This is a genomic window from Hyphomicrobium sp. CS1GBMeth3, assembly GCF_900117455.1.
In the GTDB taxonomy this organism is placed as follows: domain Bacteria; phylum Pseudomonadota; class Alphaproteobacteria; order Rhizobiales; family Hyphomicrobiaceae; genus Hyphomicrobium_C.
The window spans coordinates 435,039-449,565 of the sequence record NZ_FPHO01000002.1 but is presented as its reverse complement, the minus strand read 5'-3'; the positions used below and the strand labels follow the sequence as shown (position 1 = coordinate 449,565).

The window sequence follows — 14,527 nt, the reverse complement described above, 5'->3', positions numbered from 1 at the left end:
ATCCTCCGATTATCGAGCCGCAAGTATGGCACATCTCGCGAGCTTCCCCCCAGGGCGATCCTTCACGCTTAACGCCCGCTACTCCGCGGCGGATTTGGCCGCGGCCCTGGCTGCGATGAAATCCCGCTCCCAGACCTCGGCACCCTCGCGGACAGCCCGATACACCGCGTCGCCGACCGCCTCGCCGATGGCCGTGTGCAGGCCGGCGAAACGCACCCCGCCGTCCCCCCTCGGCGCTGCTCCGACAATGCAGTCCGTCCCGGTGCCGGTCACGGCCACACCGGCGCGGTGGATCCGCGCGTCGAGCACCGCCGCCGTGCGCGCCTCGCTGGCAATCGAGATCGTCTCGATGAACGCCGCCTCGCTCATGGAACGAGAGACGTGCACCAGCATATTGATGGTGCCCGGCAGCGGCACCGGCTCCCGGCAGCGCTGGCCGACGCGCTCACCGTTGGATAGCCCGACCGTCGTCAGGCAGGCCGCAGCGATATCTTCGACCTCGGCATGCGCGAGATGGTAGCGTGTGATATCGCGCGAGGTGACGAGTGTGACAGCATCGGCCAGATCGGCATTCGCCATAAGGCGGCTGATGCTGTCGATCGGATCCTCGGACGGAGGCAGATCCGCGTTGCGCACCCCGAGCCACGCAACGCGACGGGCCGCGCAAAATCCCGGCCGTGTGATCGACCACGACAGCATCGTCTGCGGCGCGTCGAACGACGCGACCAGGTACGGCGGCTGGCAGGAAATCGAGAACGGCAGCGTCAACAGGACGAACCTCGGCTCCGGAAGGAAGCGCATCGAGCGACGCGCCAGAGCGGGACCTTCTGCAGATTTCGCCCGGCGGTCAAGCAACCGGCGCTGCGGATGGCCACCCGCGGAACGCCCCTCAAGACGGTCCAGGCCCGCTTACCGCGCCGTACCGGTCAGGAAGATCAAGCCCGAATAGCCACTGCGAATCTCATGATCCACCATGCCAACCGCATCGACGACGATTCCGTCCGCATGCGCCGCAAAGGTCCGCTGTATCGCCTCCGGTGACAGATTTAATGCCGGATAAAGATAATCGGACACGATATATCCTTCCGACTGTGCGAGAAACGCAGCCACAAGCGTACCACCCGGCCGCACCGAACGGGCAAAGGCAGCGCACGCGGCCTCGAACTCGTCCTGTCGCTTTGTTATGGATTCGGCACAAAAGAACATGGTTGCAGCGTCCCAAGCGGCACGCGGCAAGTCAAAGATCGACCCCTGCGTAAGGACACTTTTTTCGCGCAGAGCGACCGCTGGATTGTCCGGCAAATCCCACCCCTTACCGTATGCAGCGCGCCCGACATCCCAGAAATGGCGCCACTGCGGCCGCAGCTCGTCCCGAGCCAGTTCGAACTTGAGCCAGGCAATATTGGCTCCCGAATATTCCCAAGCTGTGAGCCGCCTGGCACGCGGCAACGCACACAGAAAGGGGATCAGACTGGGCCCCGTGCCAACGTCGAGGACGTCGAGCAAACGGTCGTGAGGGGTCGCCTGCTTTAACGCATTGACCGCAAATTCGACCACACGATCATCGTCGGCATGCGGCTCGCCGTAGTACTGCTGAAAGTACTGTTCAGCGTCGAAGCCATCCCATTGATAGTCGGCATTGCCCTTGTCGGCCATCGCTCCTCGCCCCGCCTCGGATAAGGTCCCAGGGGAGAGCAATCGTGATAGCGACAAAAAAATCAAGCCGTCGCGCTGCGGGGTGGATCAACCGTTTGCAGATCAGAAAACGGCACCATATGCCGCGGCTCGAACTTTTCGAGCAGCGTGCTGAGATCGGCCGCCGGAATGGGCTTAGAGAAGAAGTAGCCCTGCAGCTCCGTGCAGCCGAAATGGCTCATCATGACAGCTTCGTACTCGGTCTCCACGCCCTCGGCGACGATCTGCATACCAAGGCCGCGCCCAAGAGAAGCAACGGACTGCACGATCGCGCGAGATGTCAGCGCATTTGACACGTTGGAGACGAACGACCGGTCGATTTTAATCTTGTCGAACTTGAAATTGCAGAGATATGCCAAGCTCGAGTAGCCCGTACCGAAATCGTCGAGCGCGGTACGGAAGCCCATCTCCTGCAAACCTTGCAGAACGGCTTTGGTCTGGTCCGTCGCCTCTAGCAGCACACCCTCCGTGATCTCGAGCACGATCCGGTTTGGAGCGACATCGTGTTCTGTCGTGAGGCGGCGCAGCGTGGCCTGCAGATCCGTCTGATTGAACTGGACCGGCGATAGATTGACTGCTAGCTCGAGGTCAGGCCAACGCTTCGCGTCCTGGAACGCTCGTTCGAGCATCCACGTCCCAAGGCTCGGCATGAGGCCCGAAATCTCGGCGATCGGAATGAAGGTTGCCGGCGAGATCTCCCCGCGCAGCGGATGACGCCAACGCAGAAGGGCCTCCGCACCAACGATCGCGCCGGTGCGGCAGGAAATAATCGGCTGATAGAATAGCTTGAGCTCTTCACGCTCGATGGCCGTGCGCAGGTCCACCTCGATCGAGCGACGCGTCTCGACTTGCCTCGCCATATCGCTGGAGAAAGTCATCGCCCTGTCACGCCCTTGGCTCTTGGCTTCGTAGAGCGCGATATCGGCGTGTCGCATGAGCTCGTCGGCAGAGCGCCCATGATCCGGTGCCCTGGCAATGCCAACCGAGGCGGTGACGCGGATCGACTGCCCTTCGATTGCAAACGGCTCCTCGAAGGCACTCGCGATGCGCGCAGCGAGACGCGTGTCCGCATCCACGTCGGGCGACATGCTGAGAACTGCGAATTCGTCGCCGCCGAAACGGGCCAGGAAGTCATGGGCACGAAGGCGCGCGGCGAGACGCTTTGAAACGGCCTTGATCAACTTGTCGCCGGTCTCGTGACCAAGCGTGTCGTTGATATCCTTGAACCTGTCGATGTCGAGATAGGCCGCGACGATCTGTTGCCCATTGGTCCCAAACTCTGGGGCACCAAGCTTGGCATCGACCTCCTCGATTAGATGCTGGCGATTGGGCAGCCCCGAAAGCGCGTCGTGCTTGGCGGCATGGCGGGCCCGAGCCTCACGCTGGGTGAGTTCATCGGAAGCACGCTTCAGGCGCCCGAACATGTGGCTGGACAGAAGGCCGGTCGCAAACACCCCACACGCCACCAACGGAAGGATCACGGTCAACAGCACTTGCCCCGGCCTGCGCGTGGTCCACGAGAGATAGCCGTCCACTTTCCCGTCGTCGCCCATGAACGGCTGAACATACAGGCCGCTTGCCTGGATCGGCTCGGGAGTCAATTTAAGATCCGGCAGAAGCAGGGTACGGGCGATCTTCGAGATGAACTCTTCATTGATATAGCTGATGCTGATCAGAAGCTTGGATGGCGTCTCCAACAAAGTGAGATCGACGTTCGGGATGATGGTGATGACGCCGACAACAGCCGGCTTCCCATTCACCGATACGATGTGGCCAGCCCAGCGCGCCGACTTCACCGCGCGCGACAGGATTTTGTAGCTCATCTGAGCGCGACCGAACTCATCGGAACGCGCGCGTAAGCGGGAATCTGCAGTGCCATGGCGCGCTTCAGCAACAATCGGCGCGATAATGGCTCGCCGTCCATTGTAAGTCTCGGGCGCAGCGCGCCCTTCATCCAGGTATGCGTAGATTGGTTGATCGCGAGCATCGAGAACAAAGATCTCGTTGTGCCCGTAAGTCTCGGTCAAATAGATCCCGAACTCCGCATCCGCGAAATCGAGATTGAGCGCACCGTCTGCGGTGTTCGTGACAGCCTCATCCCACCAGGCCACGCTCTTTTGCCCGTTGAGCACAGCGGCAATGCTCTGATTAAGCGCATTTTCGACCAGTGTGCGCTCGATATCCGTTGCCGCCTTGTTCGCAGACCAACCCGCAAACGCAATCACCGCGAGCAAAAGCAGGCCGAAGAAAGTGATGGCCGCACGAATAATCCGCGTCAGACGGCGGAGATCTCCTTCGTAAAGATTGGATGCGTCGCCAAGCAACATTAGCGTCACGGCCTTTTCCATGCGTTCAACCGAGGTTTGGCGCGCAACGCCTAAGTCTTTGTTTAATTGAACTTTGAATATAAACTTATGATTAAAGAGGTGTTAGTTGTCGTCCAAAAGTGGGTAGCTCCAAATGTGTTGTTAACTTTTTTTCGTTTGCTTCCCGCTCGTTTAGGATTTATTAATCTTATCGTCTTGGTAACCGCATCACATTATCTTCGCGTAGAGCATATTTTTGAGCGTGAACATGACGTCTCGCCTCGTAATCCGTAACCGCGCCTACAGTGATGAGTTAAGAAAAGCCGCGAGTTCCATAGAGCAGGCGTCGTGGAGTGCGTTAGGTTATCTCAACTACACGCGCGCCCATTATGAGCTCTATACTGAGCTTATTGAGAAATATCCTGACTATCAGCTTTGCTTGGTCGACGAAGAGACCGACTATCCTGTCGCTGTCTTCAACAGCGTGCCATTGAGCTACAACGGCTCCGGCGATCTTCCTCAGGAGGGATGGGATTGGGTTGTAGAGACTGGCGCACGGCCGAAGGGTCCGCACACCGTCCTCGGCGGTCTCGCCATGTCGATCCCGGCCGTGCATCGCGCCAAGGGCTACGGCCGTAGGATGCTCCGCGCCATGCGCGAGCTGGCCGAATCAAAAGGCCTGCGCGCCGTGTTCGCGGCCGTAAGGCCCTCCTCGAAAGCACGCCACCCCTGGGTCGGCATCGACGATTATGTGACCTGGACCGATGGCAAAGGCCGCGCCTTCGATCCCTGGTTGCGCAGCCATCTGTCCTCGGGTGGCAAGCTGCTCGGCCCCTGCAAACGGTCCATGGTGGTCGAGGAGCCAATCGGGTTCTGGGAGACTTGGGCCAAGACCGAATATGCCCAATCCGGCTCTTATGTCATTGATGGCGCGCTCGTTCCCCTGAATATCGACCTCGAGCGAGGGGTCGGCCGCTACGAAGAGCCCAATATCTGGGTCACGTACGCCTGCTGAGTTTCGCTCCGCCACACCTGCACCAGTCATGCCTCCGCCGCATTCGCTGCCCCCAGATCAATTCACGGCTAGGGGCTGCTACTGTCGTGATGCGGAGTTGCGTGTGACGTATAAACGGTGTCTCTTGAGGCCGTAGCCGCGCGAGTGCCTGCGTCAGCTTTTCGACCACAAGCGAAAGATATTGTGCATCCGGCCCCCGCTGGGACCCGGATGCAACCGTAGAACCGAGGACCGCATGAAGCCTTCTCGTCCTGCACTCTGGCGCCGTGCCTACGCCTGGACGCCTGCGCTCGCCGCCACTGTCTTCGCTACGCCCAGCTTCGCAAATCCCACGTTCGAGACACTGCTAGGCTCCTGGGGAGGCAGTGGAACCTACCGCCTTCAGGACGGCACCAGCGAGCGGCTGAAGTGCGATGCCTACTACACGGGGAGCGGGACCCAGCTCGGCATTGCGGTGCGCTGCTCCGGCAAGACCAACAAGATCGAGATGCGCTCCAAGGTGAGTTCCAGCGGCGGCGCCTTGAGCGGCAGCTGGGAGGAGCGGACGTACAATGCCTCGGGCGCTGTCACCGGCAAGCTCACGGAGCAGAACCTGACGCTGGCCATCTCCGGTGGCGTGGCAGGCACGATGAAGATAACCTACGACAAGTCAAAGCAGAATGTCGCCATTGACACCGAGGGCATACCTCTGAAGAGCGTCACGGTGAGCCTGTCGCGCAAATGACGCCGGCGCCAATCACGAGAAAGGCAAACGGTTAGATGGGTTCGCCCCCGTCCCTGATCGCGCGCCCGGCAGCGGGGCGGATCGAGCTGGCCGCTGCCGGTTCGTGGACCGTAGACCATGCCCGCAACCTCGACGTGCTGATCGAGGAGACCGTACGCGCAACCCCCGCCGACCAAGCGGTGACCATCGACGTGCACAATGTCACCGCGCTCGATACCTACGGCGCGTGGCTCCTCGAAAGGCTTCTGCGCAGCCGCGACTCCGGTCCCGAAGCCCACCTCGACGGACTGCCAGAGCGCTACCGCGCGCTATACGACGAGATCCACAGCACGGAACGCGGCCCGGCCCACCAGCGCAGCGGCGGCTCGATCCTGCAGTCGGTGAGCGAGCTTGGCCGCGCCACGGCGCGTTTCGGCCAGGAGCTTTTGACCTTCGCCGCCATGCTTGGCGCCGTCGTGCTTGCCATCGCGCGCATCTTCACCAATCCACGCAGCTTCCGCTTCACGTCCACGGTCCACCACCTCGACCGTGTCGGCTGGCAGGCGGTGCCGATCATGCTGCTGATCACCTTCCTGATCGGCTGCATCATTGCCCAGCAGGGCTTCTTCCATTTCCGGAAGTTCGGGGCCGATGCCTACGTCGTCGACATGGTCGGAATTCTCGTGCTGCGCGAGATCGGCGTGTTGATCATCGCCATCATGATCGCCGGGCGCTCTGGCAGCGCCTACACCGCCGAACTCGGCTCCATGAAAATGCGCGAGGAAATCGACGCCCTGCGCACCATGGGCCGCGATCCGGTCGAAGTGCTGATCCTGCCGCGCATCATCGCCCTCATCATTGCGCTACCGATCCTGACCTTCCTCGGCTCCATGGCCGCGCTTTACGGCGGCGGCCTCGTGGCCTGGGCTTACGGAGGCATGAGCCCGGACATCTACATCGAGCGGCTGCGCGAAGCCGTCTCGCTCACCCATTTCGAGGTCGGCATGATCAAGGCGCCGTTCATGGCGCTGGTGATCGGCATCGTGGCCTGCACACAGGGCCTCGCCGTTAAGGGCAGCGCCGAGTCGCTCGGCCGCGAGACGACGGCCTCGGTCGTGAAATCGATCTTCCTTGTCATCGTGCTGGATGGCCTGTTTGCCGTCTTCTTCGCCGCCATCGATATGTAGCCATGACCAACGACGCCATCATCTCCGTGCGCGACCTCGTGGTGGGCTTCGGCCGCCGCACGGTGCTGAACGGCGTCTCATTCGACGTGCGCCGCGGCGAGGTGTTCGGCTTCGTCGGCGGCTCGGGCAGCGGCAAGTCTGTGCTGCTCCGCACCATCATTGGCCTCATCCCGCGCCGCGCCGGCTCCATCGAGGTGCTGGGCACGCGCCTCGATACCGCGACACGCCAGCAGCGGCTCGAGGTCGAGCGCCAGTGGGGCATCCTCTTCCAGCAGGGTGCGCTGTTCTCGTCGCTCACCGCCCTCGAGAACGTGCAGTTCCCGATGCGCGAATATCTCGACCTTCCCCAGCGCCTCATGGACGAGATGGCCGCTACCAAGCTCGACATGGTCGGCCTGCGTAAGGCGGACCATGACAAGCTTCCGTCGGAGCTGTCAGGCGGCATGACCAAGCGCGTCGCACTCGCCCGCGCGCTGGCCCTTGATCCCGAATTGGTCTTTCTCGACGAACCGACCTCGGGCCTCGACCCGATCGCGGCCGGCGACTTCGACGCCCTGATCCGCACCTTGCAGCAGACGCTGGGCCTCACCGTCTTCATGATTACCCATGACCTCGAAAGCCTGTACACGATCTGCGACCGCATCGGCGCTCTCGCCGACGGCCGCGTCGTCGCCACCGGCTCGATCGAGGACATGCTCGCGAGCGACCACCCGTGGGTCCGCTCATACTTCCGCGGCCGTCGCGCCACCGCGCAGAACGCCCGCTTTGCCAACATAGAGCCTTGAGGCCGGAGACATGGAAACACAGGCCCGTTACACCCTGGTCGGAGCCTTTGTGCTCGCTGCGACGCTGGCGGTCTTTGCCTTCGTCTACTGGCTGCTCAACACCGGAGGGCTTGGCGACCGCCAGATCTTCCAGGTCCGCTTCCAGAGCTCGATATCCGGATTGCTCAAAGGCTCGAGCGTCCTCTTCAACGGCATCCGCGTCGGCGAGGTGACAGATATCCAGCTCTCTGCCGACGCACCCAAAGACGTGCTCGTCACGATCGCCGTCGACCGCTCGGCTCCCGTGCGGGCCGACACGACCGTCAACGTCGATTTCCAAGGCCTCACTGGTGCACCGATCATCGAGCTGAAGGGCGGCGATCCCGGTGCCGCACCGCTTACGGCTGCCGCGGGCGCAGCGGTGCCGCTCCTCCAGGCGAGCCCCGAGAGCACCCAAAGCCTCACACAATCGGCACGCGGCACGCTGAATCGCCTCGACAAGGTCATCGACGACAACAGTGCCGCTCTGCACGACGCCATTACCGGCATCAGCAATTTCGCGGGCGTTCTCTCGCGCAATTCTGAGCGCATCGACGGTATCCTGGCCGGACTCGAGCGCTTCGCGGGCGGCGGCAAGGCCAAGCCCGGCATCTATAACCTGACCGCACTTCCCGCCTCAAAAGACTGCTCCGAGCCGACGCGCCAACTGCTCGTCGTGCCCGAGCCCGCCGCCCCGATGGCGTTCAACTCGGACCGGGTCGTGATCGTCGGAGATCCGCCGGAGGACGCCCCGTTCGAGAAGGCACAATTCACCGACAACATTCCGGCGGTCGTGCAGTCCAAGGTCATTGAGAGCCTTGAGGGGACCGGCTGCTTCGGCTCCATCACACGCCCGCTCGACACGCTGGAGCCGAGCGACCAACTTCAGGCCGAGATCCGCCAGTTCGCGGTCGTCTTGAAGCCCGAGCCCAAGGCCGAAGTCGAGATCACAGTCAAGCTTGTGAGCGCAGGTGGAAAGATCGAAGGCTCGCGCGTCTTCCACGAGAGCGCCCCGCTTGCGGCCATCGACGCACCATCCGCCATAGCCGCCCTCGACGGCGCCTTCGGCAAGGTGCTGGGCGATGCCGTGCCGTGGTTTTCGAAACTGCCGCCCTCCGAGGAGCCTGCCAAGGACGATAGCAGCAACGCTACGCCCGACGATGTCCCCGAGCCGCCAGCCCCCTGATCGCGAGAAACAGCGGGTCTAGAAGCGGTCGCGCCGTATGTCGATTTTTCGATAGCCCATCGCATAAGCAATCACCGCCAAGACGATAGCGAGCGGAACGGCAACCGCGAGCACCATTAGAAACGTCATGGCCAGCCCGAGAAACAGGGCGAGGCCGACAAGGGCCGCCAACGCAAAAACCAGATACCCGACTCCCGTCGCCAGCCAGCGCCGCCAGCCCTTGAGTTGGTTCGCTTCCGCGTGGCGATCGATGACGATCACCGTCTCCTCGCGCTTGGGTTTCATGGTACCTCCGGGCCGCATGGCGGGCTTTATATAGGGCGACGACCCCGAAGTTGCGAGCGCGCGCTACCACCGCTGTTCCACCCCGGGATTTGGGGCTACGTAGACGCTTGAGACCGCGTGCCACGCCATCGCCGTACATCCCTAAAGAGGGGACATCCAAGGATAAAACCTCGTCCTGAACAGAAAAGACCGTGGCGGGGATCGATCCACGGCCTTTTCTTGTCGAAGGGATGCAGCAACCGAAGGCTAGCCTTTTTTGATCTGGATCTTCTTCTCCGCCTTGTCAGCGCCGGGCTTTTTCGCCGCGATGACCTTGAGCACGCCTTTGTCGAAGCGGGCCTCGATGTTGCTCTCGTCGACAGTGTCGGGAAGCTTTAGCGAACGCTCGAAGCTGCCGAAGCTGCGCTCGCTCAGATAGTAGCTCTCATCCTTCTCCTCGCGCGCGCTCTTGCGCTCGCCCTTGATCGTGAGCACGCCGTTGGCAAGCGTCACTGAGACGTCCTTCTCGTCGAGCCCCGGCAAATCGGCTTCGATCGTGATGGCGTTGCTGTTCTCGTGCACGTCGATATTGGGAAGCGCGATATCCATCGCAGCGCCATGAAGCAGGCTCGGCCAACGTGGCCAGCCCCGCTCGAAGGTGCGGAACACGCGATCCAATTCGCCGTGCAGCGCGTCAAACACATCCGGCACGCGGCGCTGAGGAGCGGATGCAGGTTTCGAGACTTGAGTGTTAGCCATGGGTCTCTCCTTTCCGTAAGCACGCACTTTTCCGAAAAACATGCGAACCGTGGTTACCCACGAGATCGTGGGCAAAGAGGAAATCGCTGCGTCAGCTGCAGGCATTGACGCTGCTCAAAGAGATGCGGCACGGCCCTTAAGGTTCCGCCTCAGCGCATCTTGGACTTGAGCCGGACCACCTCCCCGTCGATGACGAACGTCCCGTAACCCCGATGGTGCAAGGTCTTGGGCGACTTCTGCCGGGGATCCACCCAGGCTTTGACGACCTCCAGCACGAAGAGATTGTAGACGGCCACCAGGCGGCGATCGACGACCCGACATTCGAGGTTGGCAAAGCATTCCTTAACCAGCGGCGGCGCCACCGATGCGGCCGGAACGGCCGTCAAACCAAAGGCTTCGAACTTATCGAGACCGCGCCCGGTCGTATTCCCGACAGCGACAACCGCATCCGCCATGCTGGCGGCCGGCACGGCAATAACGCACTCTCCCGTTGCCTTGAGCGCCGCGAAGCTGTGATCGCCGTTGCTGACGACGCAGGCCACCAGCGGCGGCTCGAACTCGACCATCATATGCCACGACATCGTCATGACATTGGCGCGGCCCTTGTGAGCCGTCGTCAGCAGCACCACCGGCCCCGGCTCGAGGAGCTGATAGACTTTGGCCAACGGAAGCTCTTTCACGCCCACCTCTCTCATAGCCTAAAGTGCACCAAGCAAAGCGAGCCGTGCTTGATCCCGCACAAGGCGGCAACTCACGGGACGTCGGCGAGCCACCCTTCGGCGAGACCGCGCCCGGTCTGCTCGAGCAGGAACCCATCGAGTTCGATCGCGCTCGGCAACCCGGCACGCGCCCCGAGGCGCCGGCACTTGAGCGCCGCCGCCGCCGATGCAGCTCGCACGCATTCCGTATCCGCAAGGCCCGACGCCAGCGCCAGCGCAAAGACACCATGAAAAGCATCACCCGCACCCGTCGTATCGACGACAGGCACCTCGAACGCCTCCTGCGACTGCCTCCCTTCGCCAGTGGCCCAGAGATATCCGCGCTTTCCTCGCGTCACGCCGGCATGGCGCAAGCCGAGATCGAGCAGCGCCGAGAGCCGGGCCTCGTCATCAGCGCCGGGAACGAAACGCTCGAATGCCGGCCCCGAGAAAATTGCATAGTCGGTAACCTCGATGACCCGCTCGAGCAAAATGCCACCACCGAGATCCACATCGACCAGTGTCGGCACGCCAACCGCGCGCGCCGCCGCAAAAGCAGCGCGCGTCCCCTCGAGCCAAGACAGATCGCTCAGCACCGCGCCCGCCGATGCGATCTCGCTGAGCGGCAGCCAGTCCGCTTCCATCGGCAGGACGTGATCATCCTCGCTGATCACCAACCTTTCGCCGTTCGAATCGACGATGACGGCGGCCGTCGGCGTCTTCGCACCGGCGCACGTCAGAACGCCACCGACGTCGACGCCGCAGCGCGCCAGTTGCCGCCGCGCCTTCTCGCCCGCATCGTCATCGCCGACGCGGCTCCAGAGACGCACGGCGCCGCCGAGCACCGCAGCAGCAGCAGCAGCGTTGGCAGCCGATCCGCCGCCCTCCTCGCGATGATCGAGCGCGCGCACCTTGGTCGGCTTTCCGGGAAAGCTCTCGATCCGATAGACGCGGTCCAGCGCCGTGTGGCCGACGACAACAAGGGCCTTTGCCGGCATGAGGTCCTCTCTGAGCGCATGCGCCGACCGGTAGCGCGCCGGTCACACGATGCTTTGAACGCTCCGTGATCGGGCTTTTTGACCTCGATCAAGCCGGCCCGCGGGTCCCCCGGCAAGGTCCGGCATCCGCAGTGCTTAATCCCAGCACAGAAGCCGACGAAAGGTTCCCCGATGAACGAGTTCGTGAGACAGATCGAGGCCGAAAACGCACCCTGGAGCCCCGCCGAGTTCGAGGCGCAGATCCGCGCCGTCGGCTCCGAGCGCTACCACGACCTGCACCCATTCCATAAGCTGCTGCATGGCGGCAAGCTGAGCAAGGGGCAGGTCGCGGCTTGGGCGCTGAACCGCTACTGCTATCAGGAGGCGATCCCGCGCAAGGACGCCGCCTTCATGAGCCGCACGCACGATCGCGGCTTGCGGCGCGAGTGGATCCACCGCATCCACGATCATGACGGCCTGCTGCCCGAGGAGGCGGGCGGCATCGAACGCTGGCTGAAGCTCACCGATTGCCTGGGGCTCGACCGCGAGTACGTGACCAGCATGGAGGGCGCACTTCCTGCTACGCGCTTCGCCGTCGAAGCCTACGTACGCTTCGTCGTCGAGCAACCGCTCGTCGTAGCCGCGGCCTCCTCGCTGACCGAGCTGTTCGCACCCTCGATCCACCGCGAGCGCATCGCCGGCATGCTGGCCAACTACGACTTCGTCACCGAGGACGTCATGGCCTACTTCCGCCGACGCCTGTCGCAAGCCCCACGCGATGCCACCTTCGCGCTCGAATTCGTCAAGCAGTACGCCAATACGCGCGACTTGCAGGAAGCCTGCGTCGATGCCGTGCGCTTCAAATGCGACGTGCTGTGGGCGCAGCTCGACGCCCTGCACCTCGCCTACGTCGTGGGCATGGCTCCGCCTGGTACCTACCGTCCGGACGGGATGTGACAACTGCGCTTCCCTCCCTTTTTTGCGAGGGAGGGTCAGGGAGGGGCGAACCCATCAGCCGTGCGGTTCCCCCTCCCGACGTCCATGCAGAGCTTGGCTCCGCCATGACGCGAGGAGGGGAAGCTTCGACGAGAGGAAACGACACCGTGTCCGGGGTCTTCACGACAGGAACACACACCGATAGCGCCGAGCCGGCGCCGGCGTGTACACGCCCTCTCGCACCGCTCGGCCTGCTCGCCGAGCTGACGTACCGCTGCCCACTGCAATGCCCGTATTGCTCGAACCCGCTGGTCATGCCGCGCGGCGGCGAGCTCTCGGCCGATGAATGGGGGCGCGTCTTCCGCGAAGCCGCCGACCTCGGCGTGCTGCAAGTTCATCTCTCGGGCGGCGAGCCCTGCGCACGCAAGGATCTGGAGGAGATCCTGATCGGCGCCGTCGAGGCCGGCCTTTACACGAACCTGATCACCTCCGGGGTGACACTGACGCGCGAGCGTCTGGCTGGCCTTGCCAATCTCGGCCTCGACCACGTGCAGGTCTCGATCCAGGATACCGACCCGGAAAACGCCGACCGCATCTCGGGCTACAAGGGCGGTCTGCCGAAAAAGCGCGATGTCTGCCGCTGGGTCCGCGAGCTCGACTTGCCGCTGACGGTCAACGTGGTTGTGCACCGGCACAACATCGACAACGTCGCGGCCCTCATCGACTTCGCGGTCGAGGCCGGAGCCGGCCGCATCGAGATCGCCAACACGCAGTACTACGCCTGGGCGCTCAAGAACCGCGCCGCGCTGATCCCGACACGCGAACAGTTCTACAGATCGCTAGAGGTCGTGCGCGCGGCAAAGGAGCGGCTGAAGGGAATCCTCGTTTTCGACGTGGTGGCCCACGATCATTACGCCGTGCGCCCGAAGCCCTGCATGGGCGGCTGGGGCCGCAGCCTGATCGACATCACACCGACCGGCAAGGTGCTGCCCTGCCATGCCGCCGAGACCATTCCCAACCTCGGCATCGAGACCGTGCGCGAGCGCCCGCTGAGGGACATCTGGCTCGACGGCCCCGCGTTCCAGAAATACCGCGGCACGGCCTGGATGAAGGAGCCGTGCAAGAGCTGCGATCGCTGCGAGATCGACTGGGGCGGCTGCCGCTGCCAGGCGCTCGCCGTCACCGGCGACGCGGCCAACGCCGACCCGGCCTGTGCCCTCTCGCCCTGGCATGAGAAATTCGCAGCCGTCGCGGAGCGCGAGAGTGACGCGCCCTCGCCGCCGTTCATTTACCGGCGCATGAGCCAAGGCACGCCCGTAACCTGACCGGTACGGGCAGCACGACCATCCTCACAAATCCTGAAAACCATGTTCCTCCCGGGACAGAGATCCGCTGCCGGCTCTGCCATCGTGCAGGTCAATGGGCGGCCGGGCCGCCCCGGGTTTGCACCGGATTTCCAGGAGAGACGTCATGCTGTTCAAGACCATTGCCCTCACGCTCGCGACACTGTTCATCGCCCTGGCCCAGGTGGCCACCGCAGACGCCGGCTGCCGACCGGGCCACGGCGCCAAGCAAAGCTACTATCAGAAGCAGGCGCTGCAGCAGTCACGCGCCCGCAAGGCCGCGCAGAGCCGCGCACTGGCCGCCGCGAAGCAGAAGAAGGCCACCCAGCTGGCGCGCGCCGAGAAAGCGAAGCCGGTTGCGGCCGAAAAGACCACCGTTGCCGCAGCTGAGCCGACCTCGGTCGAGACGCCCGACGCAAAGGCCGATGCCAGCGAAAAGAACGACCTCAACGTTGCATCGATCAAGAAGACCTGCACCAAGTTCATCGCCGAGACCGGAACCACCGTGACCGTTGACTGCACACAGCAGTAATCTTCGACCGATGAGGATTAAGGCGCCGGAGCCTGACAGCTCCGGTGCCTTTTTTGTCGCGTGTACAGTTTTCCGTGAGAAAGCCACGTTTCCAAGCGAAGGGTTGGGCGTCCGCGGAGGCCG

15 protein-coding genes are annotated in these 14,527 nt (G+C 63.1%); 8 read left to right on the top strand and 7 right to left on the bottom strand.

What is annotated here, in order from left to right:
* Positions 1–78: 78 nt before the first annotated feature.
* From CS1GBM3_RS02145 to CS1GBM3_RS02135, 3 genes are all read right to left on the bottom strand, one after another.
* The gene (locus CS1GBM3_RS02145; RefSeq protein ID WP_072390765.1) at positions 79–801 is read right to left on the bottom strand and encodes an adenosylcobinamide amidohydrolase; all 723 of its coding nucleotides are present in this window, start codon (positions 799–801) and stop codon (positions 79–81) included.
* 108 nt (positions 802–909) lie between these two features.
* Entirely contained in the window at positions 910–1,656 is a 747-nt protein-coding gene (locus CS1GBM3_RS02140; RefSeq protein ID WP_072390762.1) for a class I SAM-dependent methyltransferase, read from the bottom strand.
* A 62-nt stretch (positions 1,657–1,718) separates the two neighbouring features.
* Complete coding sequence (locus tag CS1GBM3_RS02135; RefSeq protein ID WP_072390759.1) at positions 1,719–4,022, bottom strand: putative bifunctional diguanylate cyclase/phosphodiesterase; 2,304 nt, start codon at positions 4,020–4,022, stop codon at positions 1,719–1,721.
* 247 nt (positions 4,023–4,269) lie between these two features.
* On the opposite strand from CS1GBM3_RS02135, the gene CS1GBM3_RS02130 reads away from it, so the two are divergent.
* The 5 genes from CS1GBM3_RS02130 to CS1GBM3_RS02110 all read left to right on the top strand — a co-directional run bounded on the left by CS1GBM3_RS02130 (position 4,270) and on the right by CS1GBM3_RS02110 (position 8,895).
* The gene (locus CS1GBM3_RS02130) at positions 4,270–5,016 is read left to right on the top strand and encodes a GNAT family N-acetyltransferase (protein ID WP_139247737.1); all 747 of its coding nucleotides are present in this window, start codon (positions 4,270–4,272) and stop codon (positions 5,014–5,016) included.
* 235 nt (positions 5,017–5,251) lie between these two features.
* Positions 5,252–5,740, top strand: coding sequence for a hypothetical protein (locus tag CS1GBM3_RS02125; RefSeq protein ID WP_072390756.1), 489 nt, complete (start codon positions 5,252–5,254; stop codon positions 5,738–5,740).
* Positions 5,741–5,775: 35 nt separating this feature from the next.
* Entirely contained in the window at positions 5,776–6,906 is a 1,131-nt protein-coding gene (locus tag CS1GBM3_RS02120) for an ABC transporter permease (protein WP_072390753.1), read from the top strand.
* A 2-nt stretch (positions 6,907–6,908) separates the two neighbouring features.
* Positions 6,909–7,691, top strand: coding sequence for an ABC transporter ATP-binding protein (locus CS1GBM3_RS02115; protein ID WP_072390750.1), 783 nt, complete (start codon positions 6,909–6,911; stop codon positions 7,689–7,691).
* Positions 7,692–7,701: 10 nt separating this feature from the next.
* Entirely contained in the window at positions 7,702–8,895 is a 1,194-nt protein-coding gene (locus CS1GBM3_RS02110) for an ABC-type transport auxiliary lipoprotein family protein (RefSeq protein ID WP_072390747.1), read from the top strand.
* Between the two features lie 18 nt (positions 8,896–8,913).
* Here the strand turns inward: CS1GBM3_RS02110 and CS1GBM3_RS02105 are convergent, their stop codons facing one another.
* The 4 genes from CS1GBM3_RS02105 to CS1GBM3_RS02090 all read right to left on the bottom strand — a co-directional run bounded on the left by CS1GBM3_RS02105 (position 8,914) and on the right by CS1GBM3_RS02090 (position 11,614).
* A complete protein-coding gene (locus CS1GBM3_RS02105) occupies positions 8,914–9,180 on the bottom strand; it encodes a hypothetical protein (RefSeq protein WP_072390744.1) in 267 nt (88 codons plus the stop codon).
* Between the two features lie 246 nt (positions 9,181–9,426).
* On the bottom strand, positions 9,427–9,918 hold the full coding sequence (locus CS1GBM3_RS02100) for an Hsp20/alpha crystallin family protein (RefSeq protein ID WP_072390740.1): 492 nt from the start codon (positions 9,916–9,918) through the stop codon (positions 9,427–9,429).
* 149 nt (positions 9,919–10,067) lie between these two features.
* The gene (locus CS1GBM3_RS02095) at positions 10,068–10,598 is read right to left on the bottom strand and encodes a flavin reductase family protein (protein ID WP_072393492.1); all 531 of its coding nucleotides are present in this window, start codon (positions 10,596–10,598) and stop codon (positions 10,068–10,070) included.
* Between the two features lie 71 nt (positions 10,599–10,669).
* Positions 10,670–11,614: a PfkB family carbohydrate kinase gene (locus CS1GBM3_RS02090; RefSeq protein ID WP_072390737.1), complete on the bottom strand. Its 945-nt coding sequence runs from the start codon at positions 11,612–11,614 to the stop codon at positions 10,670–10,672.
* Between the two features lie 171 nt (positions 11,615–11,785).
* On the opposite strand from CS1GBM3_RS02090, the gene pqqC reads away from it, so the two are divergent.
* From pqqC to CS1GBM3_RS02075, 3 genes are all read left to right on the top strand, one after another.
* On the top strand, positions 11,786–12,550 hold the full coding sequence (pqqC, locus tag CS1GBM3_RS02085; protein WP_072390734.1) for a pyrroloquinoline-quinone synthase PqqC: 765 nt from the start codon (positions 11,786–11,788) through the stop codon (positions 12,548–12,550).
* Between the two features lie 146 nt (positions 12,551–12,696).
* Positions 12,697–13,854: a pyrroloquinoline quinone biosynthesis protein PqqE gene (pqqE, locus tag CS1GBM3_RS02080; RefSeq protein WP_072390732.1), complete on the top strand. Its 1,158-nt coding sequence runs from the start codon at positions 12,697–12,699 to the stop codon at positions 13,852–13,854.
* Between the two features lie 145 nt (positions 13,855–13,999).
* On the top strand, positions 14,000–14,404 hold the full coding sequence (locus CS1GBM3_RS02075; RefSeq protein WP_072390729.1) for a hypothetical protein: 405 nt from the start codon (positions 14,000–14,002) through the stop codon (positions 14,402–14,404).
* The last annotated feature ends 123 nt before the right edge of the window (positions 14,405–14,527 follow it).

What these genes read in the sequence shown, in the direction of transcription:
- CS1GBM3_RS02145 (WP_072390765.1), bottom strand. Translation starts at nt 801, where the DNA reads ATGCGCTTCCTTCCGGAGCCGAGGTTCGTCCTGTTGACGCTGCCGTTC.
- CS1GBM3_RS02140 (WP_072390762.1), bottom strand. Translation starts at nt 1,656, where the DNA reads ATGGCCGACAAGGGCAATGCCGACTATCAATGGGATGGCTTCGACGCT.
- CS1GBM3_RS02135 (WP_072390759.1), bottom strand. Translation starts at nt 4,022, where the DNA reads ATGTTGCTTGGCGACGCATCCAATCTTTACGAAGGAGATCTCCGCCGT.
- CS1GBM3_RS02130 (WP_139247737.1), top strand. Translation starts at nt 4,270, where the DNA reads ATGACGTCTCGCCTCGTAATCCGTAACCGCGCCTACAGTGATGAGTTA.
- CS1GBM3_RS02125 (WP_072390756.1), top strand. Translation starts at nt 5,252, where the DNA reads ATGAAGCCTTCTCGTCCTGCACTCTGGCGCCGTGCCTACGCCTGGACG.
- CS1GBM3_RS02120 (WP_072390753.1), top strand. Translation starts at nt 5,776, where the DNA reads ATGGGTTCGCCCCCGTCCCTGATCGCGCGCCCGGCAGCGGGGCGGATC.
- CS1GBM3_RS02115 (WP_072390750.1), top strand. Translation starts at nt 6,909, where the DNA reads ATGACCAACGACGCCATCATCTCCGTGCGCGACCTCGTGGTGGGCTTC.
- CS1GBM3_RS02110 (WP_072390747.1), top strand. Translation starts at nt 7,702, where the DNA reads ATGGAAACACAGGCCCGTTACACCCTGGTCGGAGCCTTTGTGCTCGCT.
- CS1GBM3_RS02105 (WP_072390744.1), bottom strand. Translation starts at nt 9,180, where the DNA reads ATGAAACCCAAGCGCGAGGAGACGGTGATCGTCATCGATCGCCACGCG.
- CS1GBM3_RS02100 (WP_072390740.1), bottom strand. Translation starts at nt 9,918, where the DNA reads ATGGCTAACACTCAAGTCTCGAAACCTGCATCCGCTCCTCAGCGCCGC.
- CS1GBM3_RS02090 (WP_072390737.1), bottom strand. Translation starts at nt 11,614, where the DNA reads ATGCCGGCAAAGGCCCTTGTTGTCGTCGGCCACACGGCGCTGGACCGC.
- pqqC (WP_072390734.1), top strand. Translation starts at nt 11,786, where the DNA reads ATGAACGAGTTCGTGAGACAGATCGAGGCCGAAAACGCACCCTGGAGC.
- CS1GBM3_RS02075 (WP_072390729.1), top strand. Translation starts at nt 14,000, where the DNA reads ATGCTGTTCAAGACCATTGCCCTCACGCTCGCGACACTGTTCATCGCC.